Source organism: Streptomyces sp. NPDC020884 (genome assembly GCF_044333935.1).
Taxonomy (GTDB): Bacteria; Actinomycetota; Actinomycetes; order Streptomycetales; family Streptomycetaceae; genus Streptomyces.
In genome coordinates, this window is sequence record NZ_JBIRRY010000006.1 from 83,517 (window position 1) to 107,893 (window position 24,377).

Here is a 24,377-nt window from a genome sequence, read left to right on the forward strand (position 1 = left end):
ACTGACAGTCGCCGGAGGCCTCACAGCTCGGTGACGCCGCCCGGTGCCAGCCGGCCGTGGTCCGCGCCGCCCAGGGCCCCGATCTGGTGGTCGTAGATCGGCCGTGCCAGATCGGTCAGCAGGGCGTCGTGGACGTCGATGGCCCGCCGCGGCTTCACCTCGCGTACGTAGTCGATGACCTCGGAGATCTTGCTCCAGGGGGCCATCACCGGCAACAGGAGGGTGTCGACGGGGCGGTCGGGAACGGTGAGCGCGTCGCCGGGGTGGAAGACCGAGCCGTCGACGAGGAAGCCGACGTTGGTGACCCGCGGGAGGTCCGGGTGGATCACCGCGTGCAGCTCGCCGTGCACGGTGACGTCGAATCCGGCGGCGGCGAACGCGTCCCCGTCGCCCACGGTGTGCACCCGCCCCGGGAAGGCGGCCGAGAGCTGCCCGGCCACGCTGCGCAGGGTCCAGATCTCGGCCGCCGGGTTCGCTTCCAGCCCCGCCCGCAGCCGCGCCTCGTTGAAGTGGTCCGGGTGCTCGTGCGTCACCAGCACGACATCGGCGCCGAGGGCCGCGTCGTCCTCGGAGAAGCCACCGGGGTCGATCACCAGGACCCGCCCCTCCTTCTCGATCCGGACGCAGGAGTGGGTCTTCTTGGTGAGGGTGAGTGCCGAAGGCGATGCGTTCATCACCCCATCCTGCTACGCCGGCGGCGTGGTTTCCTCCTGGATCACCTTCTGCGCGATGGCGAAGGCGGCCCCGGCGGCCGGAATGCCGCAGTAGACGGCGGTCTGGAGCAGGACCTCCCTGATCTCGGCGGGCGTCAGGCCGTTGCGCAGGGCGGCGCGGGTGTGCGCGGCCAGGCTCTCCAGGTGGCCGGAGGCGACGAGCGCGGTGAGCGTGATGCAACTGCGGGTGCGGCGGTCGAGGCCGTCCCGGCTCCAGACCTCGCCCCAGGCGTACCGGGTGACCAGCTCCTGGAAGTCCTCGGTGAACCCGTCGGCCGAGGCGTTCACCGCGTCGACATGGGCGTCCCCCAGCACCTCCCGGCGTACCTTCGTGCCCTGCTCGTGCCGGTCGTCCGGCGTCGGCGCGAGGGTCTCGGGCAGGGCGGCGGCCGGGGCTATCTCGGCCACCGGGGCGAACGGGGTGGCGGGCGTCGCGGGCCCGGGGACGAGGGGCAGCACGGGGATGGCGGCCGAGGTGTCCTGCTGCCAGGCGGTGGAGAAGTGCATCAGGAGCAGGTCGCTGACGGCGGCGGGCTGCTCCACGGGCGCGAGGTGCGAGGCGCCGGGGACGAGCGCGAGGCGGGCGTCCGGGATCCCGGCGACCAGCGTGCGGGCCTCGGCGGGCCCGGTGACCTGGTCCTCCGCCCCGACCAGGACCAGGGTGGGGACGCCGATCCGGCCCAGCGCGCCGCGGATGTCGAACGCGGCGAGCGCCTCGCAGGCGGCGATGTAGCACCCGGGGTCGGTGGTGCGGACCATCTGCACGGCCCATTCGACGATGGCGGGCTGCGCGGCGGCGAAGCCCGGGGTGAACCAGCGCTCCGGCGCGGTCCGGGCCACCGGCTCCAGGCCGTTGGTGCGGACGATCACGCCGCGCCGGCGGAACTCGTCGGCCGTGCCGAACCGGGGCGAGGAGGCGACGAGCGCCAGCGAGGCGACCCGGTGCGGGTGGCGCAGGGCCAGGTCCGCGCCGACCGCCCCGCCGATCGAGCAGCCCGCGTAGCCGAAGCGCTGGACGCCGAGGCCGTCCAGCGTCGCGAGCAGCCGGTCGGACAGATCGGCGACGGAGGCGGCGGCATGGGCGGGCGCGCCGCCGTGGCCGGGCAGGTCGTAGCGGAAGATCCGCCAGTGCTGGGACAGCTCGGGTATCTGGCGATCCCACATGTGCCACGTCGTCCCGAGCGAGGGTCCGATCACCAGGACCGGGGCGTCCTCAGGCCCGTCGAAGCGGTATTGCAGGGTGCTGGATGGTGTTTCACTCACCCGCCAGACCCTCTCATCTCTCGCCGCCCCTCGCGTCGCCGGGGGCGTCCCCCGCCGCTCCGGACCCTTCTCCGGGGACCGGGTCCCGGGTACGGGGAGCCCGGCGGCCGACGTCGGGAAGGAAGTCGACGGAACGGAGGAAGAGGAATCCGACGACTTCTGCGCGGATATGTTCTCGACGGCCGCCTCGAGCCGGAACGATATTCCGGTGCGGATATCCGTTGTGCCCTGTATCTGCTCGCCTACGAGAAGGTATTGCGGGGTACGCGCCGAAAGCGAAAATGGGGCCGTGAACGCCCGTGCGAAAATACCGCCCCGCGCCGCCCCGGCCCCACCGCGGGATGCGGTGGGGCCGGGCGGTGGTCAGCCGGTGCGGTTGTAGATCGCCGTGCCGGGGCAGCCGGTGTAGCCGAGGCGGTAGCCGCAACCGCTGTACTGGCCGCCGCCGTTCTGCCACGTCCAGCCGCCGATGGTGCGGCCGTTCAGCCAGGTGTACTGACCGTTGAGGTTGGCGTCGTAGGTGCGCAGGCTCCAGTGCACATGGGCTCCGGTCGCGCTGCCGCCGGCGCAGACGTCGGTGCCGATGGTGCCGAGCGAGGCGCTGCTCGCGACCTGCGTTCCGTTGTAGTACGTCGCGTTGTGCATGTGGTAGTAGTCGGTCGAGAAGCCGCCCGGGTGGATGACCCTGGTCCAGCCGCCGCCCGCGCCGCACATCGAGGTCGCCGTGCCTTCACGGGACGAACGGACGCGGCCGCTGGCGTTGCCGCCCGCGAAGTCGAGGGCACTCCAGTAGCCGGTCGCGCCGTCGTGGGCGTGCGGGCCCCCGGTGACCGTCATGTAGTAGTCGGGCATCCAGGGCAGCAGCAGCCCGTTGGTGTTGGCCAGGACCCCCAGGGACGGCTCCTCCCGCAGGGGCGACGCCTCGTTCCGCGCCACCGCCCCCTGCCGCGTGTACGCCGTCATCGTCTTCCGCTCCGCCTTGCCGACCAGCGGGGACTCGGCGACGTACGCGGCGAATTCGCCGTCGCCCTCGAGGCCGGCGACCCAACGCCCCTCCTCGCGGTGGGCGATGTAGAGCCAGCCCTCGGGCTGACCGTGGCGGTCGCGCGGCGCCTCGATGTACGCGACGCCACGGGCCCAGTCGCGCGAGACGGTGCGGACGTCGACGACCACCTTGCGGCCCTCGTCGGCGAACTTGTCGACGGCGGCCTTCGGGGCGAGGCCCCCGGCATCGTGGGTCTGGGTGAGGACGTCGGTGGAGACCGCGTCGACCAGGGCCTCACGGTCGGCGCCGAGACGGTCGGCGACCGCGGCCGGCATCTTCACGGTGACGCCCGCGGACGACGAGGGGGAGGCGGTCACCGGGGCCGGGCCCCGGGAGGTCGCCATCGCCGCGGGCACGGCGCTGAGCAGCCCGGTGACGGCGAGGGCGACGACCGTGGTTCTGACGGACAGCCTGGAGAACATGGGCGAGATCCCTTCTGGGCAGGCGGTGCCTGCCGGGCGGACAGAAGCGAGCAGGTGGTGGAACGTGGCCGCGCCGTACACGTTGTCGGAATCGAGTCATTTCGATCGGATAACCGTGGGCGTCCCAGAAGTCCTGTTTCTCTTATCCACTCGCCCCGTGAACCGCTTGACGGCCGTTGAATTCGGCGGGAGGACTTCCGTCCGGACGACGACTCGGCCAGGGCGCAGCCTGGCAAGTCGGCCGAACAATTGTCAATGTTCAGTCAAAAAAACGGCGTGGCAGGATCCTGTCAGCCACACCGGCGCCATCTCTTCGGGCCTTTTCCCGAACGCGCAATGTCCGGCCCGCGGGAAGGAGCGAAATCCGGCCGCGGGAAAGGCTTCGGGTCAGGGGGTCGCCGCCGACACCACGTAGACCACAGGGCTGGCCGGATCGGTCATATTGACCGTGATGTTCAGCGTGGGGCGCGGCTTCTTGTTGCTGTGCGTGGTGCTGGCCCAGTGCTCGGTCGGGCCGAAGGACCAACCGGTGATCTTGACGTCCCGCGGGTTGACGTCGATCGTGTCGGGCTCCAGCGCCGCGCGTCCGGTGCCCACGCCGGTCAGGAAGCGGTCCAGACCGGCGGAGGTCGTCCGGAACTTCGCGTACATCCGGCTGGCTTTCCAGTTGTTCGTCTCGTAGTACTGGACGCCGAGCCCGTTGCCGGGGATCGGGATCTCGAAGATCCGGCGCTGCATCTTGGAGGGCCAGCCGTCGCGGAGGCCCTGGGCGGACGCCTCGGTCTCCTTGTCCTTGCCCGAGCGGCGGCTCTGGCCGGCCGAGATCAGCAGGTAGCCCGCGGGGATGCCGATCAGCAGCACGATGATCGTGGCGGTGATGAACCGCCGCTTGAAGACATGCCGGGGGTCCTCGGGCGGCTTGCCCTCGCCGTCGCCCGGGGACTCCGACTGGTGCGGCACCACGGGGTGCTCGGCTGCGATCATGATCAGGTGGTCCCTAAGGTGCTGCGGTGACGGCGTACTGAAGGGTGGACGCCGGAAAGGGCGGCTGCGGTTCAGTCGGCGGTACGGGTCGACCGGGTGTTGCGGATGGTGCTCGCCGCCTGGTCGTAGATCTGGGCGTACCGCTCGTACCGCTCGACGCGCCGCCGGTTGGCCCGGCGGAATCGGCGGGCGACCAGCCGGGCCAGGTCCGCGGCGCCGACCATACCCGCCTCGGGGCCGAGCTGCGCCTTCGCGATCCGGGCCTCGGGGCGGTAGCCGCGACCGGTGAGGTGGCGTTTGAAGGCGTCCCTGGCCGGGCCGATCAGGAGGTCGTCGGCGGCGCTGACGCCGCCTCCGATCACGAAGCAGGAGGGGTCGAGCGCGGCGGCCAGGTTGGCGATGCCGACGCCGAGCCACTGACCGATGTCCTGGAGGAGCTCGATGCACATCGCATCGCCCTCGCGGGCCAGTTCGGTGATGAGCGGGCCGGTGATGTCGGGGATGTTGCCCTTCACCCGGTCCAGCAGATAGTGCGCGACCGGGGAGTCGGCGGCGGCCAGCTCCCTGGCCTCGCGGACCAGGGCGTTGCCGGAGCTGTACTGCTCCCAGCAGCCGCGGTTGCCGCAGGGGCAGCGGTGGCCCTGCGGCACGACCTGCATGTGGCCGAACTCACCGGCCACCCCGTACTTGCCGCGCTTGACCTGACCGTCCTCCAGGATCGCGCCGCCGATGCCCGTGCCGAGCGTGATCATGACGAGGTGGTCCTCGCCGCGGCCCGCTCCGAAGCGCCATTCCGCCCAGGCGGCGGTGTTGGCGTCGTTGTCGACCATGACGGGGACCACGAGGCGGGAGGCGATGGCGTCGCGCAGGGGTTCGTCGCGCCAGGCCAGGTGCGGGGCGAACAGGACCTTGGAGCGGTCGGCGTCCACCCAGCCCGCCGCGCCGATGCCCACCGCGTGGACGTCGTGCCGGTCGGAGAGGTCCAGCACCAGCTCGACGATGGTGTCCTCGACGACCTTGGGGCTCTTGGACTTGTCGGGCGTCTCGGTGCGCAGCTGTTCCAGGATGTTGCCGTCGGCGTCGACGACGCCCGCCATCACCTTCGTACCGCCGATGTCGATCCCGACCGTGGGGACCCGGGGTGCGGTGAGGTGCGAGCGGCGCTCCTTGGTGCCGACTGTCTTGAGGACGGTGGCGCGGGCGGAGCCGCGGTGTGCGAAGTCGCGGTACGTGCTCATCGTCCCTGCGGGGTCTGGGGGGCCGGGCCGCTGTCGCGGCCGGCGGCGGACGGCGCCCGCCGCGCTCGATTCTGCCACTGCCCGGCCCCCGGGGGCCCGTGGGCGGGGTCGGCCGCGCCGGGGCGGTCGCCGCTCAGGGGGTGCCGTCGGCCGGGCCGTGGCTGCCCGGGAGGGTGGGGGTCGGGGTGCGCTCCAGCTCGTGGCTGAGCTCCTCCAGCTCGCTGCCGCCCGCCATCTGCCGGGTCAGTTCGTCCAGCGTGACGTCGTCCTTGGTGTGGCTGCCGGACATCACGCCGCGCTTGAGGAGGACGAACCGGTCGCCGACGAGGTGGGCGTGGTGCGGGTTGTGCGTGATGAGGACCACGCCGAGGCCGGCGTCGCGGGCGGCCGCGACGTACTTGAGGACCACGCCGGACTGTTTGACGCCGAGCGCGGCGGTCGGCTCGTCCAGCACAAGGACCTTGGCGCCGAAGTAGACGGCGCGGGCGATGGCCACGCACTGGCGCTCACCGCCGGAGAGCGTGCCGATGGGCTGGTCGACGTCGCGCAGGTCGATGCCCATGCGGAGCAGTTCGGTACGGGTCGTCTCGCGCATCTTCCGGACGTCGAGGCGCTTGAAGGGGCCGGCGCCGAGCGTGGGCTCGGAGCCGAGGAAGAAGTTCCGCCAGACCGGCATCAGCGGGACGACGGCGAGGTCCTGGTAGACGGTGGCGATGCCCCGGTCCAGGGCGTCGCGCGGGTTGGCGAGGGCGGTCTCCTCGCCGTCGATCAGGAAGCGCCCGGCGTCGTGCCGGTGCAGCCCCGCGATGATCTTGATGAGGGTGGACTTGCCGGCGCCGTTGTCGCCGAGGACGCAGGTGATCTCGCCCGCGTGGACCTCCAGCGAGACATGCTCCAGGGCCTTGATGTTCCCGTAGAACTTGCTGACGTCGTCCAGCGCGACCAGCGGGCCGACGGTCGTTCCCGCGGTCTCTTCAGGGGTGGCCGTCATGACGTCGCCTCCGCGCGCTTGCGCACCCACGCGTTGAGCAGGGTGGCCAGGAGCAGCATCGCTCCCAGGAAGAATTTGAACCAGTCCGGGTTCCACTCGGCGTAGACGATGCCCTTGCTGGTCATGCCGAAGATGAAGGCGCCGACCGCCGAGCCGATCGCGGAGCCGTAGCCGCCGGTGATCAGGCAGCCGCCGATGACGGCCGCGATGATGTACGTCAGCTCGTTGCCGACGCCCTCGCCGGACTGGACGACGTCGTAGCTGAACAGCAGGTGCTGCCCGGAGACCCAGGCGGCGAAGGCCACGCCGAGGTAGAGCCCGATCTTGGTGCGGATGACCGGGACGCCGACCGCGCGGGCCGCGTCGGCCTCGCCGCCGACGGCGAAGATCCAGTTGCCGAAGCGGGTACGGAGGAGGATCCAGGTGGCGATCCCGACGAGCGCCGCCCACCACAGGATCGTCACCTTGAACTCGACGCCGCCGAGGGTGAGCGTCGAGGCGAACAGGGCGCGGGCCGAGTCGAAGCCCTCCATGTCGCCGATGCCCTTGGTGGAGACGGTGCCGCTGATGAGCTTGGTGAAGCCGAGGTTCAGACCGGTCAGCATCAGGAACGTGCCGAGCGTGATGATGAAACTCGGCAGTTTGGTGCGGGTCAGCATGAAGCCGTTGAACGCGCCGATGGCGAGCGTGACCAGCAACGACACGAAGACGCCGACCCAGACGTTGGCCGTCATCTGGTAGCTGAACATCGAGGAGATCAGCGCGGAGCTGGTCACCATGACCCCGGCGGAGAGGTCGAACTCGCCGCCGATCATCAGCAGCGCGACCGGCGCGGCCATGATGCCGAGCGTGGAGGCCGCGTACAGGACCGTGCCGAAGCTGGAGGCCTGGAGGAAGCTGTCGGCGACGATCGCGAAGAACAGGAACACGGCCGCCGCGCCGACGACCGAGCCGAGCTCCGGGCGGCCGAGCAGCTTGCGCAGCGGTGAGGTGCGCACGAGGCGCTCGTCCACCTTCGCGGGGCTCTCCGGGGCGGCGGTGGAGCCGCTCATCGGGTTCCCCGCTTCGTGTAGTCGGCCAGGGCGTCGGCGTCGTCCTTGGTGATGATCTGCGGTCCGGTCAGGACGGGCAGGCCGCCGCCGAGGACGTTGCGGTTGTAGCGGTAGAGCCAGAGCAGGTCGACGGCCTCGTAGCCCTGGAGGTAGGGCTGCTGGTCGACGGCGAAGCCGAGCTTGTCGCTCTGCAGGCCGGTGGCGACCTTCGCGTTCAGGTCGAAGGTGTCGATCTCGGCCTTGCTGCCCGCCGTCTGCTTGGCCTGGACGGCCGCGTCGGCGAAGGGGGCCCCGAGGGTGACGACCGCGTCGATGCTCTTGTCGGACTGGAGCTTGGCCTCGATGGACGCGGTGACGTCGGGCATGTTGGTGCCGTCGACGTACAGGTTCTGCATCGTGCCGTCGAAGGTCTTCTTCGCCCCGGCGCAGCGCTGCTCGTGGCCCACGTTGCCCTGCTCGTGCAGGACGCAGAGGGCCTTCTTGCGGTCCCGGCCGTTCAGCTCGTCGCCGACGGCCTCGCCGGCGATCGACTCGTCCTGGCCGATGTGGGTGAGCGCGCCGAACTCCTTGGACTCCGCGGAGCCGGAGTTGACGGTGACGACCGGGATGCCCGCCTTGACGGCCTTGGCGACCACGGCCTTCATCGCGTCCGGCTTGGCCAGCGAGACGATCAGCCCGTCGACCTTCTTGTCGATCGCGGTCTGGACGAGCTGGGCCTGCTGGTTGGCCTCGTCGTTGTGCGAGTAGAGGAAGTTGATGTTGTCCTTCACGGCCGCCTGCTCGGCGCCCTTCTGGACGATGTCCCAGAAGGTGTCGCCGTCGCCCGAGTGGGTGACCATGGCGAAGGTCCAGCGCGGTGTGTTCACCGCGGCCCGTCCCTCGGCCGCGGCGGCCGCGCGCTCCTCGGCGCGCTTGCCGCCGGTGCTGCTGCATCCCGCGAGGGAGGCGCCCAGCACCACTGCCAGCACGGCGCCCATCGCGCGTACCCCTGTCCGAACCCTTGCCACGACGCCGTGCCCTTCTACTGCTGCTCGCTGTGCGCTTGACCGGGCCGGGGAGCGTACGGTCCCCGGGCCGGCTGCCCAAGTATCCCCGAGCCCTGCCCGGTCCCGCCCGGCAGGGCTCGTCCCCGGCCCGTCCGGCGTTCGGGGACGGAACCGTCGACGTGGGCACCGGTCGCCCTCGGGGGAGCCCGATGCCCAGGATCATCTGCCTGCGGGCCCACCCGCGCAAGGGTTCCGTCCTCAATCGCCGGAAGGCTGGAGCGGCGCCCCGGACGGGCTGGGTCGGCGGCTCAGGAACGTACTAGCAGCTGGAACTCGAACGCGTAGCGTGAGGCGCGGTAGACGTGGGAGCCGAACTCGACCGCGCGGCCCGTGTCGTCGTACGTGGTGCGCTCCATCGTGAGCAGCGGCGCGCCCACCGGCTCCGCCAGCGCCTGCGCCTGGCGGTCGTCCGCGGCGCGCGCGCCGACGGACTGGCGGGCGCTGTGCAGCGTGATGCCGGAGGCGCGCAGCAGCCGGTAGAGGCCGGTGGCCTCCAGCTCCTCGGTGGGCAGCGGCAGCAGCCCCGGGGGCAGGTGGTTGCGCAGGAGGGCCATCGGCTCGCCGTGCGCGCTGCGCAGCCGTTCGACGAGGTGGACCTCGCTGCCCTCGGCGACGCGGAGCGCGGCGGCGACCTCGGCGGTGGCCGGTTCCGTGGTGTTGCGCAGGACGCGGGTGGCGGGGCGCTGGCCGGCCGCTTCCAGGTCGTCGTAGAGCGAGCTGAGCTCCAGCGGGCGGCGGACCTGACTGTGGACGACCTGGGTGCCGACGCCGCGGCGGCGCACCATCAGCCCCTTGTCGACCAGCGACTGGATGGCCTGGCGGACGGTCGGCCGGGACAGACCGAGGCGGGCCGCGAGGTCGATCTCGTTCCCGAGCAGGGCGCCGGGGGCCAGCAGGCCCTGTTCGACGGCGGCCTCCAGCTGCTGCGCCAGCTGGAAGTAGAGCGGCACCGGGCTGGTGCGGTCCACGCTCAGCGGCAGCGGCCGGTCGGTTCCTTGTGCGGTCACGGGGCGAGCGTAGTTCGCTTGTCCGGACAAAGCCATGGTCCACCGGGGCGGGAACCGCCGATCGACGCGGCCGCCATTTGTCAGGACAAACGCTTGACATGACGACCGGGCGAACGCCACCTTGGGGCCCATGCGCATCGGACTGATCGGAACGGGACGGATCGGCACATTCCATGCGGAGGTGCTGAGCCGTCACCCCGCCGTGGACGGCCTGCTGCTGGCGGACGCGGACCCGGAGCGGGCGGCCGGGGCCGCGGCACGGACCGGGGCCACGGCCGTCGCGGTGGACGACCTCTTCACCGGAGCGGGCGCGGCCGGCGGCCCGCCCGACGCCGTGGTGATCTGCTCGGCGACCGCCGCGCACGCCGGGCTCATCGCCCGCGCCGCCCGCGCCGGACTGCCCGCGTTCTGCGAGAAGCCGATCGCCCTGGACCTGCCCGGCACGCTGGCCGCGCTCGCCGAGACCGAAGCGGCGGGCAGCATTCTCCAGCTCGGCTTCATGCGGCGCTTCGACGCCGGGTACGGCGCGGCCAGGGCCGCCGTGCGGGAGGGCAGGCTGGGCCGGCTGCACACCGTGCGGGCGGTCACCTCGGACCCCGCCCCGCCGCCCGCCGCCTACCTCCCGCTCTCCGGCGGGCTGTACCGGGACTGCCTGGTCCACGACTTCGACATCCTGCGCTGGGTGACGGGCCGCGAGGTGCGCGAGGTGTACGCCGGCGGCTCGGACGCGGGGCCCGCGATGTTCCGGGAGGCGGGAGACGTGGACACGGCCGCCGTTCTGCTCACCCTCGACGACGGGACGCTCGCCACCGCCACCGCGACCCGGTGCAACGGCGCCGGGTACGACGTACGGATGGAGCTGGCCGGCGAGCTGGACCAGATCGCCGTCGGCCTGGACGACCGTACGCCGCTGACCTCGGCCGAGCCGGGCGGCCCCGACGCCCCGGCGAAGCCCTGGCCGGGCTTCCTGGAACGGTTCGCCCCGGCGTACGAGGCGGAGCTCGACGCGTTCCTGCGGGTGGTCCGCGGCGAGCTGGCCAATCCGTGCGACGGGCGGGAGGCCCTGCACGCCCTGCGGATCTCCGAGGCGTGCGAGATCTCCCGCCGCGAACGCCGGCCGGTGGCGATCGCCGAGATCCCCGGCGGCTGATCGGGCCCCCTGCCCCGCTCGTCCCTCGGGCGGCTACCAGGCCACCGGGAGGCTCAGCGGCCCCCGCATCAACATCCCGGTGCGCCAGGCGAGCGTCGCCGGGTCGGCGGCCAACCGCAGGTCCGGGCAGCGCTCCAGCAGCGACCGGATGGCGATCCGGCCCTCGATGCGGGCCAGCGGGGCGCCCAGGCAGTAGTGGATGCCGTGCCCGAAGGCGATGTGGCCCCGGGCGTCGCGGGTGATGTCGAAGCGGGAGGCGTCGGCGTAGCGGACGGGGTCCCGGTTGGCGTCCGACATCGCGACGAGGACCAGCTCGCCGCCGCCGGGGATCACCGTGCCGCAGACCTCGATCGGATCGATCGTGAAGCGGTACGTGGGGGTCTCCAGCGGCCCCTCGAAGCGCAGGATCTCCTCGACCGCGTTGTCGATAAGACTGAAGTCGGCGCGCAGCGCGGCCAGTTGATCGGGGTGGGCGAGGAGGTTGTGCACACCGTTGGTGATGAGGTTGACGGTGGTCTCGTGCCCGGCGACCAGGAGCAGCCAGGCCATGCCGATCAGTTCTTCGCCGGACAGCCGGGCGCCGTCCTCGTCGGCGGTGTGGATGAGCGCGCTCAGCAGGTCCCCGCCCGGCTTCTCGCGCTTGTCGGCGAGAAGTCCCGCGATGTAGGCGGTCATCGCCTCCCTGGAGGAGGCGCGCACGGACGGGTCGACCGGGGAGACCGCCTGGCTGGACCAGGTGCGGAAGTCCTCACGGTCCTGGAAGGGGACGCCGAGCAGCTCGCAGATCACCGACATCGGCAGCGGGAAGGACAGCGCCTCGACCAGGTCCGCCGAGCGGTCCGGGGCCGCGAGCATCGCGTCCAGCAGCCCGTCGGTCATCTCCTGGATGCGCGGGGCCAGTTGCTCCATCCGGCGCGGGGTGAACTCGCGGGCGACCAGCTTGCGCAGGCGCGTGTGGTCGGGGGCGTCGGAGCCGAGCAGCGAGGAGCCCGCGGACACCTTGGTCAGGCCGAGCGCGGGCGAGGCCCGTTCCCACTGTTTGGAGAGCCGTTGGTCGGCGAGGAGGTCGCGGCCCACCTCGTATCCGACGACGAGCCAGGCGTCGGCGCCCTCGGGGACCCGCACCCGGTGGACCGGGCCCTTCTCCCGCAGGGCGGCGTAGACCGGGTAGGGGTCGCGGGTGAACTGCTCGCCGAGCGCGGCGAGATCGACCAGAGGCTGAGTGGTCAACACGGTTCCCTTCCAGAGGAGTCGAGGCGGCACCGGGCGGAGCCCTCCGAACGCGCCTCACCAGCGCGCGGGCAGCCCCCGCGCGCGCACCGCTCAGCGTAGGCCGCCCCCTTCTTCCTGGTCCGAGTCGAGGAGCCCCGCGTCATGGACCAACAGGGCAATCTGCACGCGGTTGTTGAGTTCGAGTTTGGCGAGAATGCGCGAGACATGGGTCTTGACAGTCGCGACGCTGAGGTAGAGCGAGTCCGCGATCTCCGCGTTGGAGCCGCCCCGTCCGACGGCGACCGCGACGTCCCTCTCCCGCTCGGCGAGTTGGCCGAAACGCCTGCGTGCACGGTCGGTGCGGTGGGCCCGGTCGTCGTGCCCGCCGCCCGCGGCACGGGCCATCAACTGACGGGTGACGGCGGGCGAGAGCACCGGGTCACCGGCGGCGACCCGGCGGACCGAATCGACGATCCGGGCCGGCGGGGTGTCTTTCAGGACGAATCCGGCCGCCCCGGCCCGGATGGCCCGGAGCACCTGCTCGTCCGCGTGGAAGGTGGTGAGCACGACGACTTCGGGCGCCCCGGGCCTGCGGCGCAGCCGCTCGGTGGCGGTGAGTCCGTCCATGACCGGCATCCGGATGTCCATCAGGACGACATCGGGGCGCAGTCGCTCGACCAGCGCCTCGACCTCGTCGCCGTCCGCCCCCTCCCCCACGATGTCGATGCCCTCGTCGCCGCCGAGCATCAGGGTCAGTCCGGCCCGCACCAGCGGGTCGTCGTCGACGATCAGCAGCCGGACGGGCGGGCCGGGCGGGGGCGTGGGGGACGCCGGGGGTCTCGGGGACGGCGGGGTGCTCATGACGGCCACCGTAGCCAGCCGGGGCGCGGCCCTCCCACCGCGGGCGTCACGCGGCGGGCCAGGGCAGCCGGGCCCGGACCGCGAAGCCGCCGGCCTTCGTCGGGCCGTGCTCCAGCCCGCCCCCGGCGAGCGTGGCGCGTTCGGTGAGGCCGATGAGCCCCTGGCCGGAGCCGGGGACCCGTTCGAAGGGTTCGGTGGGGGCCGGGTTCTCCACCACGACGGTGAGCCCGTCTCCCGGGCCGCCGGTCACGGTGAGGGAGACCTCGGCGCCGGGCGCGTGCTTGCGGGCGTTGGTCAGGCACTCCTGCACGATCCGGTAGACCGTGCGGCCGGTGGCGGCGGGGGCGGCCCGGGGTTCGGCGACCCGGTTGTCGACGACGACCCGCATGCCCGCGAGCCGGGACTCGGCGACGAGGGTGTCCAGGGTGGCGAGGGTGGGCTGCGGCCGCTCGCCCTCGTCGCTCTCGCCGGGGCCGCGCAGGACGCCGATGATCTCGCGGAGGTCCTGGAGCGCCTCGTGGGCGCTGTCCCGGATGACTCCGGCGGCCCGGCCCACCTCGGCGGCGGGGGCGTCGGGCCGGAATTCCAGGGCCCCGGCGTGGACGCTGAGGAGGGTCAGGCGGTGGGCCAGGACATCGTGCATCTCGCGGGCGGTGGCCTCCCGGGCCAGCCGCTGGGCCTGTTCGGCGCGCAGCTCCGCCTCGGTCTCGGCGCGCCGGGCCCGCTCGCGCAGCGTGACGACGAGCTGGCGCCGGGAGCGTACGACCATGCCCCAGCTGAGCACCAGCAGGACCAGCAGGACCCCGATGATGGTCGAGGCGACGTACGAGGTCGCCGGGTCGGGGCGCAGGAAGGGCTGGAGGGGCGTGACCGCCAGGGCCGCCGCGCCGACGATCGCCACCGGCTTGAAGGGGCGGTGGACGGCCACGCTGAAGAGGGCCACCATCAGCGCCCCGGCGGTGACGGGTTCGACGATGGAGACGAGGGTCAGGGCGACGGCGAGCCCGACGGGCCAGCGCCGCCGGAGCCAGAGCGCGCAGCAGGCAGCCGCGCCGATCAACGAGTCCACGAACACGACGATGTCCGCCGTGGTGTCGTCGGCGTCGATCGCGGCGAGGGCCAGCATCCCGATGCCGGCGGCGCAGAGAAAGGCCGTGATGTCGACGGCCCAGTCCCGCACGGTCCGCCGCGTCCGGCTCCGGTCGCCGGGCAGCTCGGGGTCGGCCATCGCCGAAGGGAGCAGCCAGGGGTACTCGGTGCGCGTCATATCGACAAAGTTACGCAGCCGGACGGGCCGGAGGAGGCGTGCGCGGCGAGAAGGCGACCAAAGTCGCAGGACCCGCTACTTTCGGCGCGGCGGAGGGTACCGGTGGCCGACGCGGCGGGTGCGGGGCGGGCGGGAGGCTCGGCCCATGAAGAAAATCGTCGAGACGATCGGGTTCCTCGTCTTCGCCCAGGGCGCCGGCGGGCTGCTGTACGAGTGGACGGGCTGGTTCCGGCTGTGGACGGTGGTGCGGCGGATCGACTTCCTCAGCGACCGCGGGCTGTTCGTCAACATCGTGCTGATCGTGACGGGGGCGGCCGTGATGATCGCCGCGGACTCGATCAAGACCTGACGGACATGAGCCGGCGCGCCCGCGGTGGTCCGGCTCATGTCCCGGCGCGCCCGCGGTCGGCGCCGCGGCGCCCCCACGCGGTGCCCGCCAGGACGAGGACCGCCCCGGCCGCGCCGAGCAGCCCGAGCCGTTCGCCACCGAGGCTGATGCCGACGGCGGCGGCCCACAGCGGTTCCGTACCGAGCAGCAGGCTGACCCGGGACGGCGAGGTGCGGCGAACGGACCACATCTGCACGAAGAACGCGAACAGGGTGCAGAACACCGAGAGGAAGACCAGGCCCGCCCACTCGCGGGCGCCGAAGTCCGCCGCCGCGCTCCACGGCGATGCGCCGGTTCCGGGAACGGTGGCCAGGACGGCGAAGACGGCGACGGCGCTGCCGAGCTGGACGGTGGTCAGGGAGAGCGAGTCGGCGTCCTGGACCGCCTTGATCCGGGCCATGGCCAGGACGTGGACGGTCCGGGCGAGGGCGGCCAGGAGCATCAGGAGATCGCCGCCCGAGGGGCTGGTGAACCCGCCTCCCTGGGTCAGCAGGACCACTCCGGCGACCGAGAGCCCGGCCGCGGCGACGAATCCGGCCGACGGGCGCACACGGGTCACGACGGCCTCGGCCAGGGGCGTGAAGATCATGGTGAGGCTGATGATCAGCCCCGCGTTGGTGGCGGAGGTGTGCACCACCCCGTACGTCTCCAGCAGGAAGATCCCGCTCAGCACCAGGCCCAGCAGCCCGGCGCCCCGCCACTGCGCGCCGGTCAGCGCCCGCAGCCTGCGCCATCCGGTCGCCACGAGCACCGGCAGCACGATCGCGAAGCGCAGGACGAGCACCGCGACGACGGTGTGGGCGGTGGTGATGCCCTTGGCCGCGAGGTAGCTGGCGCCCCAGACGACGGCGACCGCCAGCACGGGCAGGTCGGTGGCCCAGGCGCGGGGCGCGGGCGCGAGGGCGGGCACGGCGACAGCGGACACCTGGTTCTCCTGGATCCCCACGGAACGTGTTGTGGAGACCTCACCGGCTCGCACGCGGAACGATCACGCTACCCGCCGGGCTCCCCGGAAAGGAACACCTGTCTCATCGGTCGGATCCCTCCGGGGCATCACCCGAGGTCAGAGGCGATCGGGCCGGTCTGCCGGGCGGCACAGCGTCGATCGACCGCGCCGCCGCTCCCTAGACTGACGCCTCGATAACTCTGAGACACGGAGTGGTCACATGGCGTCGGTAAGAGCGGACGGACGGGTCGAGCGGGGGAACCAGACCCGGCAGCTGATCCTGGGTCGGGCGGTGCAGATCGCCTCGGTCGAAGGGCTGGAGGGCCTGTCGCTGGGGCGGCTGGCCACCGAGCTGGGGCTGAGCAAGAGCGGGGTGTTCGCCCTCTTCGGCTCGAAGGAGGGGCTCCAGCTGGCCGCCGTGCGGGGGGCGGTGACCCTGTACGTCGACCATGTGCTGCGCCCCACCCGGCAGACACCGCCGGGGCTCGGCCGGGTCTGGCGGCTGTGCGAGGCGTGGATCGCGTACTCCCGCGAGCGGGTGTTCCGGGGCGGCTGCTTCTTCTACGCCGCCACCGCCGAGTTCGACGCCCGCAGCGGCAGGGTGCACGACGCCCTGGCGTCCGCGCAGACGGGCTGGGTCACCTTCGTGGAGCAGACGATCGAGGAGGCCAGGTCCGCCGGGGAGCTGGCCGGGGACACCGACGTGTGCCAGCTGGCCTTCGAGATGATCGCCCTGCTGGAACTGGCCAACGCCGAATCGGTGCTGCAGAACAACAACCTCGGCTACGACAAGGCGGCGCGGGCCATCCTGGTCCGGCTGCGGGCGGCGGCGACGGACCCCGCACTGCTGCCTGCGCGGTAGACGGCCGTGGGCGTCCGATACCCGCCGGTGCGCGGGACCCGGCGCGCGTTTGCTGGGGGATGCCGTCGGAGCGACGGCCTCCCCAACCGCGAGGAACCAGCCATGTCCAGCACCCCTTCCCCCACCCTTTCCGCCGTTCCCACCGGCCGGGCGCCCCGGGCCGCCCTGGTCACCGGGGGCAGCCGGGGCATCGGCGCCGCGACCGCGCTGCGGCTCGCCCAGGAGGGCGCGGACGTCGCCGTCACCTATGTCAAGGACGAGGCGGCGGCCCGTGCGGTCGTCGCGAGGATCGAGGGCCTCGGCCGTCGGGGACTCGCCCTGCGCTGCGACGCGGCGGACGCGGAGGCGGCCTCCGACGCCGTGCACCGGGCGGCGGACGCGCTCGGCCGGCTGGACATCCTGGTCAACAACGCGGGCATCGGCGTCCTCGGCCCGATCTCCGCGCTCGCCGGGCCGGAGGTGGACCGCACGCTGGCGGTGAACGTGCGGGCCGTCTTCCTCGCCTGCCGCGCGGCGGCGGAGCGGCTGGCCGACGGCGGCCGCATCGTCTCCGTGGGCACCGCCCTGAGCCGGTACGCGGGCGGGCCCGGCGGCACTCTCTACGCCCTCAGCAAGTCCGCCCTCGCCGGGCTGACCAAGCCGCTCGCCCGGGAGCTGGGGCCGCGCGGCATCACGGTGAACCTGATCCAGCCCGGTCCGGTGGACACCGATCTCAACCCGGCCGACGGGCCGTTCGCCGAGGGCCAGCGGGCGGCGACCGCCCTGGGCCGCTTCGGCACGGCGGAGGAGGTCGCCTCGCTCGTCGCGTACCTCGCGAGCGCGGAGGCGGGCTTCATCACCGGCACGGAGGTCGTCGTGGACGGCGGCCACGCGGCCTGAGCGGCCGCGCCGCCCGGCGCGCGCTGCCCGGCCGGCATGCTCTCCGGCCGGCCCGCGTGCTCCGCCCGGCGGCCCCGTCCCGGCTGCCCCGCCCCGTCGCCGCCCCTACGCTGGCGGGGACGGGGCGGCGACGGGAAGGACGGGACCCAGCACATGTCCGGCACACCGGTTCACACGCTCAACGACGGCACACGGCTCCCCGCGGTGGGGCTCGGCACCTACCCGCTGGACGACGCGGCGGCCGAGGAGGCCGTCGCCGGGGCCCTGGGGCTCGGCTACCGGCTGGTCGACACGGCCCTCAACTACGGCAACGAGACCGGCACCGGCCGGGGCATCGCCCGCAGCGGCGTCCCCCGCGAGGACGTCTTCGTCACCACCAAGGTGCCCGGCCGGCACCACGGGTACGAGGAGACGCTCGCCTCGTTCGAGGAGTCACGGGCCCGGCTGGGCCTGGAGTACGTCGACCTCTACCTGATCCACTGGCCGCTCCCCCGCGTCGACAGGTACGTGGACACGTGGAAGGCGATGATCAGGCTCCGCGAGGACGGTCTGGTCCGCTCCGTCGGCGTCTCCAACTTCACCGCCGCGCACCTGGAGCGGTTGGAGCGGGAGACGGGCGTGCTGCCCTCGGTGAACCAGATCGAGATGCATCCGCTGCTCCCGCAGGAGGAGTTGCGGGCGGTGCACGCGGCGAAGGGCATCGTCACCGAGAGCTGGAGCCCGCTGGCCCGCGGCCGCGAGGTGCTGGAGGATCCCTCGACCGTGGCGATCGCCGAGGACCACGGAGTGCGCCCCGGCCAGGTGGTGCTGCGCTGGCACACCCAGCTGGGCGCGGTGCCGATCCCGAAGTCGGCGGATCCGGGGCGGCAGCGCGAGAACCTGGATCTGTTCGGGTTCGAGCTGACCGCGCAGGAGTTGACGACGATCGGGTCCGGGCGGCAGCGGCGGTTCGGCGGCGACCCGGACTCCCACGAGGAGTTCTAGCCCGGGGCCGGCCGGGGCTCCGCGGTCACCGGTTGCGCGGGGTGACCTCCGCCATCCGGGACCAGCCGGCGCCCTCCACCTCGACGTTGATGATCTCGGGGACCTCGGCCACCATCTCCGACATCGTCTCGATCGCCGCCTTGAAGTGGTCGGAGTTCACGTGCGCCTCCCCCGCCGCCCCGTCGGCGAATGCCTCCAGCAGGACGAATTCGTTGGGGTTCTCCACGCTGTAGGACCAGTCGAAGAAGACGTTGCCGGGCTCGCTGCGGGTGGCGACGGTGAAGTCCTCCAGCCGGGGGAGCCAGTTGTCACGCTCGGCGACGAGGGCGGTGAACTTGACGGCGATGAAGATCATGGGGGGCTCCTGGTCGGGAATGTCGAGAGGTGCGGCGCGCCCGGCCCTGCGGGCCTGCTCGCCGCACCCCGAACAGGGTGACACAGCCGCACGCGACAGGACCGGCACGGGCGCACCACGATCCCCCTGCGACCGCGGTGCGCCCGTGCCGGACTTCTCGGGATCAGCGATCAGCCGCCGAGCTCCCGGTGACGGGCCGCCAGGGCGGCGGCGCCCTCGTCGGTGAGCGATCCGAACAGCCGGAGCCGTGAGATGCCGCCGTCCGGGAAGATGTCGATCCGCACCTGGGTGGCCCGGACGGTCCCGTCCAGCACGAAGCGGTGGTTGGTGTCGGGCTGGAGGCGGGTCCGGGGCAGGACCACCGTCCAGTCGCCGCCCTCGCCGTCCCGCGCCGAAAGGCTCGCCCAGCCGGCGGAATTGCCCTTGAGGTAGGCGGTGTCGATCTCGACCGCCCGGATCCCGGACTGCGCGGCGAGGCGGTAGCTGATCCAGTCGTTGCCCTTGTCGCGCCGGCGGCGGGTCTCCCAGCCGTCGTCCATCTTGCGCGAGCGGCCCGGCTGGATGGTGTTGGTGGCCGGGGAGTAGAAGCGGTCGGAGGCGTCCTCGACCTGGCCGCCGTTCTCCAGGGCCGCGAGGTCGAACGTACCGAGCGCGCCGAGCCAGGCGGGGTCCGGGGCGACCTCGCCGTGGACGCGCAGCCGGGCGATCCCGCCGTCCGGGTGCTGGTTGACCCGCAGGTGGGTGAAGCGCTGCTCGGCGTCGACGGCGAACCCGTTGGCCGCGTGACCGCCGACCGCCGTACGGGGGACGAGCGTCGTCCACTTCACGTCGGGGGCGAGGAGGTCCTCGGGGGACGGGGAGCCGGGCAGCGAGACCGCCTCGACGGAGACCGCCTGGGGGTAGTTGCCGCGGAAGTGGGCGGTGTCCAGGACGATGCCCCGGATGACGCCGGGCGCGCCGAGGCGGACGAGGGCCCAGTCGTGGTCGTCGGCGGTGGGGTGCGGTTCGCCGGCGCTGACCCCGCGTCGGCGGCGGGTCTCCCAGCCGTCCATGATCTTGCCCTTGTGCCCGAAGTGCTCCGGGTCGAAGACGGCGGGCTCGGGCTTGAGGAGGTTCTCGCGCTCGGCGAAGAACTCGTCGTTGGCCGCGATCACCCCGGCCCCGAGGCGGCGGTCGGCCAGGTCCACGAGGTGGGTGAAGGGGAAGTCGGCGGTGCGGTGGTCGGCGTAGGGGTCGCCGCCCGCGTACGGGCTGGCGTCGCCGGTGAAGCGCGGTATCGCGGCGTCCGTCATGGTCGGCGGGTCCTTTCGGGGAACGGTCAGTGGTCGCGTTCGAGGAGGCGGCCGGCGGGCTCGGCGAGGACGCCGTCGGAGGCGATGCGGACACCGCGCAGCCAGCTGGAGCGCACCACGCCGTGCAGGGTCTTGCCGGCGTAGGCGGTGACCTGGTTGCGGTGGAAGAGCTCGGCGGGGTCGACGGTGAAGGTCGCCTCGGGGGCGAGGACCGCGAAGTCGGCGTCGCGGCCGGCCTCGATGGCGCCCTTGCGGCTCAGTCCGGCGAGCTCGGCGGGGGCGGCGGACATCCAGCGGGCGACGTCGTCGAGGGAGTGGCCGCGCCTGCGGGCCTCGGTCCAGATGGCGGGCAGGCCGAGCTGGAGGGAGGAGATGCCGCCCCAGGCGGAGGCGAAGTCCGGGGTCTTGAGGTCCGTGGTGCACGGGGAGTGGTCGCTGACGATGCAGTCGATCGTGCCGTCGGCGAGCCCGGCCCACAGCGCGTCCTGGTTGGCGGCCTCACGGATCGGCGGGCAGCACTTGAACTCCGTGGCCCCGTCCGGCACTTCCTCGGCGGTGAGGGTGAGGAAGTGCGGACAGGACTCGACGGTGACGCGGACGCCCTCGCGCTTCGCGGCGGCGATCAGCGGCAGGGCGTCGCTGGAGGAGAGGTGCAGGACGTGGATCCGCGCGTTCAGCCGCTTGGCGTGGGCGATGAGCCCCTCGATCGCGGTGTTCTCGGCGTCGCGCGGACGGGAGGCGAGGAAGTCCGCGTAGGCGGGGCCGGAGCGCTGCGGGGCCTCGGCCAGGTGGTGCGGGTCCTCGGCGTGCACGATGAGCAGCCCGCCGAAGCCGGCGATCTCCGCCATCGAGCGGGCCAGCTGCTCCTGGTCCAGCTCCGGGAACTCCTCGACGCCCGAGGGCGACAGGAAGCACTTGAAGCCGAAGACCCCGGCCTCGTACAGCGGGCGCAGGTCCTTGACGTTGGACGGGATCGCACCGCCCCAGAAGCCGGTGTCGACGTGCGCCTTGGGGGCCGCCACCTGCTGCTTGATCCGCAGGTGCTCGACGGTGGTGGTCGGCGGCAGCGAGTTGAGCGGCATGTCCAGGAGTGTGGTGATGCCACCGGCGGCGGCCGCGCGGGTGGCGGTGTAGAAGCCCTCCCACTCGGTGCGGCCGGGGTCGTTCACATGGACGTGGGTGTCGACCAGGCCGGGCAGCAGGACGTCGTCGCCGAAGTCCTCCAGGTGGGCGCCCGCGGGCGCCTCGGTGTCGTACGGCAGGACCGCGTCGATCGTCCCGCCCGCGACGGCGACCGCTGCGGGGCGGGTGCCCTCGGGGGTGACGACGCGCGTCGAGCGCAGTATCAGGTTCACGTCCGGACCGGACACCTGTGCTCCTTCACTCCAGCAATGATCACAACAGGAATTCAACGAACTGTTGAAGCTTCGATGGAGTCTTCACTCGGGAATCGCCCTCGTCAAGACCCCACCCTCCGTCACGGGGACCCGGCGGGCCACCCCTGGCGCCCGACTGGAGGTTTCCACAAAGTAAAAGTCATATTTCGAACTGCGGAACGTAGCATGGGCCAGGAGGAGCAGCGCCGAGCCGCCCGCACGACCGTCGGCACCCGGACAAAACAGGCCCTGACCGGCACGGACGCCGACCGGGGAACTGTGGGCCGATCGGGAACCGCCCGGTAGGCTGCTGCCTTGCCTTCCGCTTCGAAAGGACCGTTGACGTGCCGCCGTCCCACGCCAGCACAGCCGACTCCAAGCCCTCCGGTTCCAGCGGTGGGGTGCAGTCCCTTGAGCGCGCCTTCGATCTGCTGGAGCGGATGGCCGACGCCGGGGGCGAGGTCGGACTGAGCGAGCTCTCCGCGAGCAGCGGTCTGCCCCTGCCGACCATCCACCGGCTGATGCGCACCCTGGTGGTCTGCGGATACGTGCGCCAGCAGCCCAACCGGCGCTATGCGCTCGGCCCCCGTCTGATCCGGCTCGGCGAGTCCGCCTCCCGGCTGCTGGGCACCTGGGCCCGCCCCTACCTCAGCCGTCTGGTGGAGGAGACCGGCGAGACGGCCAACATGGCGCTGCTGGACGGGGACGAGATCGTGTACGTCGCCCAGGTGCCGTCCAAGCACTCCATGCGGATGTTCACCGAGGTCGGCCGCCGGGTCCTGCCGCACTCCACCGGCGTGGGCAAGGCGCTCCTCGCGCACACCCCGCCCGACGAGGTCCGCGCGCTCCTGGCCCGTACCGGCATGCCGGCCGCCACGGAGAAGACGATCACCACGCCGGAGGGCTTCCTCGACGCCCTGGAGCTGGTGCGCCGCGCCGGATACGCGGTGGACGACAACGAGCAGGAGATCGGGGTGCGGTGCCTCGCGGTCTCCGTGCCGAACTCCCCCACCTCGGCCGCGATCTCCATCTCGGGGCCGGCGGGACGCGTGACGGAGACGGCCACGGAGCGGATCGTGCCGATACTCCAGCAGGTCGCCAAGGAACTGTCCGACGCGCTGGCGAGCAGCGGCACGAACGGCGGCTGATCCGCCGGGGCGCGGGCACCGGCCCGCGCCCTTCGGGCTCACGACCGGCCACCCCTTCGACCGGCCAGCCCCTGGACCGGCCAGCCCTGCGACCGGCCGGACCTTCCGCCGGTCAGACCTGCGCCGGAACCGTCAGCCGCCCGTCGTCCATCGTCACCGTGCGGTCCATCCGGTCCAGATGCGCCAGATCGTGGGTGACCAGCACCGTGGCGGTGGCGCGCTCCCGGGTCAGGGTGACCAGCAGGTCGAGCACGGCCGCGCCGCGTTCGTGGTCGAGCGCGCTGGTCGGCTCGTCGACGAGCAGGACCGCCGGCTCGTTCATCAGGGCCCGCGCGATGTTGATCCGCTGGCGCTGACCGCCCGAGAGCTGGTGCGGCCGCCGGTCGGCGCGGTCGGCCAGGCCGACCGCGTCCAGCAGCTCCAGGGCCCTCGGGCGGGCGCTGCGGGCGGAGCCGCCGGACAGGTGGCGCATCACCTGGAGCTGTTCGGCGGCGGTCAGCGACGGCAGCAGGTTGGGCTGCTGGAAGACGATGCCGATGTGCTCCCGGCGCAGGGCCGCCCGCCCGGCCCGGCCGAGTCCGGCGGTCCGCGTTCCGGCCACGACGACCTCGCCGGAGTCCGGGGTGACCAGGGTGGCGGCCGCCGCGAGCAGGCTGGACTTGCCCGATCCTGACGGCCCGACGACGGCGGTGAGCGTGCCCGGGGGCACGTCGAGCGAGACCCGGTCCAGGGCGGTGAGCCGGCCCTCGCCGTCCGGGTAGGTGAGGGTGACATCGGTCAGGGTGAGCGTCATCGGGCACTCCCGAGTGCGGTGAGCGGGTCGACGGCGGTGATCCGCCGGATGGACAGGGCGGCCCCGAGCGCGCCGAGGGCGATCATCACGGCGGCCGGGACGAGGACGGTCGCCGCGTCCAGGACGAACGGCACGGCTCCCCCGCCGATCAGGGCGCCGGCCCCGGCGGCGATGGCGGTGCCCAGGCCCGTACCGATGGCGAGCATCACCACGGCCTGCCCGAGCGCGTCGCGCAGGAGGTAGGGGGTCGACGCGCCGAGCGCCTTCAGTACGGCGACGTCGCCGCTGCGCTGGATCGTCCAGACGGTGAAGAAGGCGCCGATGACGAGCGCGGAGATGGCGAAGAGGAAGCCGCGCATCAGTTGCAGCGAGCCGTTCTCCGCCTGGTAGGAGCCGATGGCGGTGAGGGAGTCGTCGAGGGCGAGCGTGCTGGTGCCCGCCGCCTCGTCGCCCGCCGCGAGGTCGACGCCGTCCGTGGTGGTCAGGGCGATCACGGTCGCCTGTTCGGCGGGGCCTGCGCCGTCGTGGCCCACCTGCTGCCAGTCGTCGAGGGTGGTCCAGACGACGGGCGTGTGGCTGTAGGCGGCGTCTCCCTCGACGGCGGCGACCTCCCGCTCGGCCCGGCCGAGCGCGATCCGGTCGCCGACGGCCACGCCGAGCTCCTCGGCCGCCTTCACGGAGAGCACCACGCGCCCGGGGCCGATGCCCCGGGGGGCCAGGGTGCCGTCCGGTTCGACGCCGAAGGCCGACACGGCGGCGGTCCGCTCACCGGCGGCGGTGGCGTTCAGGGTCCGGATGCCGACCGGCTGCGCGGCCTCGACGCCGGGCCGCCCGGCCCAGGCCCGCCAGTCGTCCTCCCGGACGGTCGAGTTGGCGAAGGACACCGACTGGCCGTCCGGCGGCGCGGCGAAGGCCAGCTGATCGGCGTCGAGACCGGTGACGGCCGAGGTGTTCTCCCGGGCCAGACCGGCGGTCAGGCCGGACAGCAGGCCCACGAGCAGCGTGATCAGCACCACGACCGAGCCCATGAGCGCGAACCGGCCCTTGGCGAAGCGAAGGTCTCTCCATGCGACAAACATGGCTCCAGCGTCGTCGGGCCGGGG

At 72.8% G+C, this 24,377-nt stretch carries 24 protein-coding genes; 6 read left to right on the forward strand and 18 right to left on the reverse strand.

The window, feature by feature from the left end; genetic code table 11:
• Positions 1–20: 20 nt before the first annotated feature.
• The 9 genes from ACH4UK_RS19790 to ACH4UK_RS19830 all read right to left on the reverse strand — a co-directional run bounded on the left by ACH4UK_RS19790 (position 21) and on the right by ACH4UK_RS19830 (position 9,761).
• Positions 21–674 carry an MBL fold metallo-hydrolase gene (locus tag ACH4UK_RS19790; protein ID WP_398357908.1) on the reverse strand — a complete coding sequence of 218 codons (654 nt, stop codon included), beginning with the start codon at positions 672–674 and terminating at the stop codon, positions 21–23.
• Positions 675–686: 12 nt separating this feature from the next.
• The gene (locus ACH4UK_RS19795) at positions 687–1,976 is read right to left on the reverse strand and encodes an alpha/beta fold hydrolase (RefSeq protein WP_398357910.1); all 1,290 of its coding nucleotides are present in this window, start codon (positions 1,974–1,976) and stop codon (positions 687–689) included.
• Between the two features lie 363 nt (positions 1,977–2,339).
• Complete coding sequence (locus tag ACH4UK_RS19800) at positions 2,340–3,443, reverse strand: M23 family metallopeptidase (RefSeq protein ID WP_398357912.1); 1,104 nt, start codon at positions 3,441–3,443, stop codon at positions 2,340–2,342.
• A 387-nt stretch (positions 3,444–3,830) separates the two neighbouring features.
• The gene (locus ACH4UK_RS19805; RefSeq protein ID WP_398357914.1) at positions 3,831–4,427 is read right to left on the reverse strand and encodes a hypothetical protein; all 597 of its coding nucleotides are present in this window, start codon (positions 4,425–4,427) and stop codon (positions 3,831–3,833) included.
• A 71-nt stretch (positions 4,428–4,498) separates the two neighbouring features.
• Complete coding sequence (locus ACH4UK_RS19810) at positions 4,499–5,665, reverse strand: ROK family glucokinase (RefSeq protein WP_398357916.1); 1,167 nt, start codon at positions 5,663–5,665, stop codon at positions 4,499–4,501.
• Positions 5,666–5,798: 133 nt separating this feature from the next.
• The gene (locus ACH4UK_RS19815; RefSeq protein ID WP_398357918.1) at positions 5,799–6,656 is read right to left on the reverse strand and encodes an ATP-binding cassette domain-containing protein; all 858 of its coding nucleotides are present in this window, start codon (positions 6,654–6,656) and stop codon (positions 5,799–5,801) included.
• Positions 6,653–7,708: an ABC transporter permease gene (locus ACH4UK_RS19820; RefSeq protein WP_398357920.1), complete on the reverse strand. Its 1,056-nt coding sequence runs from the start codon at positions 7,706–7,708 to the stop codon at positions 6,653–6,655. Before ACH4UK_RS19820 ends, ACH4UK_RS19815 begins: the two co-directional genes overlap by 4 nt.
• Positions 7,705–8,685, reverse strand: a complete 981-nt coding sequence (locus tag ACH4UK_RS19825) for a sugar ABC transporter substrate-binding protein (protein ID WP_398357921.1) — start codon at positions 8,683–8,685, stop codon at positions 7,705–7,707. Before ACH4UK_RS19825 ends, ACH4UK_RS19820 begins: the two co-directional genes overlap by 4 nt.
• A 317-nt stretch (positions 8,686–9,002) precedes the next feature.
• Positions 9,003–9,761, reverse strand: a complete 759-nt coding sequence (locus ACH4UK_RS19830; RefSeq protein WP_398357922.1) for a GntR family transcriptional regulator — start codon at positions 9,759–9,761, stop codon at positions 9,003–9,005.
• Positions 9,762–9,891: 130 nt separating this feature from the next.
• On the opposite strand from ACH4UK_RS19830, the gene ACH4UK_RS19835 reads away from it, so the two are divergent.
• Entirely contained in the window at positions 9,892–10,911 is a 1,020-nt protein-coding gene (locus ACH4UK_RS19835) for a Gfo/Idh/MocA family oxidoreductase (protein WP_398357924.1), read from the forward strand.
• Positions 10,912–10,944: 33 nt separating this feature from the next.
• Here the strand turns inward: ACH4UK_RS19835 and ACH4UK_RS19840 are convergent, their stop codons facing one another.
• From ACH4UK_RS19840 to ACH4UK_RS19850, 3 genes are all read right to left on the reverse strand, one after another.
• Complete coding sequence (locus tag ACH4UK_RS19840; RefSeq protein ID WP_398357926.1) at positions 10,945–12,141, reverse strand: cytochrome P450; 1,197 nt, start codon at positions 12,139–12,141, stop codon at positions 10,945–10,947.
• 93 nt (positions 12,142–12,234) lie between these two features.
• The gene (locus tag ACH4UK_RS19845) at positions 12,235–12,984 is read right to left on the reverse strand and encodes a response regulator (RefSeq protein WP_398357928.1); all 750 of its coding nucleotides are present in this window, start codon (positions 12,982–12,984) and stop codon (positions 12,235–12,237) included.
• Between the two features lie 46 nt (positions 12,985–13,030).
• Positions 13,031–14,251: a sensor histidine kinase gene (locus tag ACH4UK_RS19850; protein ID WP_398357930.1), complete on the reverse strand. Its 1,221-nt coding sequence runs from the start codon at positions 14,249–14,251 to the stop codon at positions 13,031–13,033.
• A 145-nt stretch (positions 14,252–14,396) separates the two neighbouring features.
• Here ACH4UK_RS19850 and ACH4UK_RS19855 point away from each other — a divergent pair, with 145 nt between their 5' ends.
• Positions 14,397–14,600 carry a hypothetical protein gene (locus ACH4UK_RS19855; RefSeq protein WP_398357932.1) on the forward strand — a complete coding sequence of 68 codons (204 nt, stop codon included), beginning with the start codon at positions 14,397–14,399 and terminating at the stop codon, positions 14,598–14,600.
• Between the two features lie 34 nt (positions 14,601–14,634).
• Here the strand turns inward: ACH4UK_RS19855 and ACH4UK_RS19860 are convergent, their stop codons facing one another.
• Positions 14,635–15,564 carry a DMT family transporter gene (locus ACH4UK_RS19860; RefSeq protein ID WP_398357934.1) on the reverse strand — a complete coding sequence of 310 codons (930 nt, stop codon included), beginning with the start codon at positions 15,562–15,564 and terminating at the stop codon, positions 14,635–14,637.
• Between the two features lie 241 nt (positions 15,565–15,805).
• On the opposite strand from ACH4UK_RS19860, the gene ACH4UK_RS19865 reads away from it, so the two are divergent.
• From ACH4UK_RS19865 to ACH4UK_RS19875, 3 genes are all read left to right on the forward strand, one after another.
• Positions 15,806–16,447 (forward strand): TetR/AcrR family transcriptional regulator, encoded by a 642-nt coding sequence (locus ACH4UK_RS19865; RefSeq protein WP_398357936.1) that lies wholly within the window; start codon positions 15,806–15,808, stop codon positions 16,445–16,447.
• Positions 16,448–16,549: 102 nt separating this feature from the next.
• Positions 16,550–17,326: an SDR family NAD(P)-dependent oxidoreductase gene (locus ACH4UK_RS19870; RefSeq protein ID WP_398357938.1), complete on the forward strand. Its 777-nt coding sequence runs from the start codon at positions 16,550–16,552 to the stop codon at positions 17,324–17,326.
• A 153-nt stretch (positions 17,327–17,479) separates the two neighbouring features.
• Complete coding sequence (locus ACH4UK_RS19875) at positions 17,480–18,310, forward strand: aldo/keto reductase (RefSeq protein WP_398357940.1); 831 nt, start codon at positions 17,480–17,482, stop codon at positions 18,308–18,310.
• A gap of 25 nt (positions 18,311–18,335) precedes the next feature.
• Here ACH4UK_RS19875 and ACH4UK_RS19880 read toward each other — a convergent pair whose 3' ends face one another.
• From ACH4UK_RS19880 to allB, 3 genes are all read right to left on the reverse strand, one after another.
• Positions 18,336–18,665, reverse strand: a complete 330-nt coding sequence (locus tag ACH4UK_RS19880; RefSeq protein ID WP_384337151.1) for a putative quinol monooxygenase — start codon at positions 18,663–18,665, stop codon at positions 18,336–18,338.
• Between the two features lie 170 nt (positions 18,666–18,835).
• Entirely contained in the window at positions 18,836–19,957 is a 1,122-nt protein-coding gene (alc, locus tag ACH4UK_RS19885) for an allantoicase (protein WP_398357942.1), read from the reverse strand.
• Positions 19,958–19,983: 26 nt separating this feature from the next.
• Positions 19,984–21,327, reverse strand: coding sequence for an allantoinase AllB (gene allB / locus ACH4UK_RS19890; RefSeq protein ID WP_398357944.1), 1,344 nt, complete (start codon positions 21,325–21,327; stop codon positions 19,984–19,986).
• A gap of 350 nt (positions 21,328–21,677) precedes the next feature.
• Here allB and ACH4UK_RS19895 point away from each other — a divergent pair, with 350 nt between their 5' ends.
• The gene (locus ACH4UK_RS19895) at positions 21,678–22,481 is read left to right on the forward strand and encodes an IclR family transcriptional regulator (RefSeq protein ID WP_398357946.1); all 804 of its coding nucleotides are present in this window, start codon (positions 21,678–21,680) and stop codon (positions 22,479–22,481) included.
• A gap of 112 nt (positions 22,482–22,593) precedes the next feature.
• Here ACH4UK_RS19895 and ACH4UK_RS19900 read toward each other — a convergent pair whose 3' ends face one another.
• Positions 22,594–23,274: an ABC transporter ATP-binding protein gene (locus ACH4UK_RS19900; protein ID WP_398357948.1), complete on the reverse strand. Its 681-nt coding sequence runs from the start codon at positions 23,272–23,274 to the stop codon at positions 22,594–22,596.
• Entirely contained in the window at positions 23,271–24,353 is a 1,083-nt protein-coding gene (locus ACH4UK_RS19905; protein WP_398357950.1) for an ABC transporter permease, read from the reverse strand. Before ACH4UK_RS19905 ends, ACH4UK_RS19900 begins: the two co-directional genes overlap by 4 nt.
• Between the last annotated feature and the right edge of the window lie 24 nt (positions 24,354–24,377).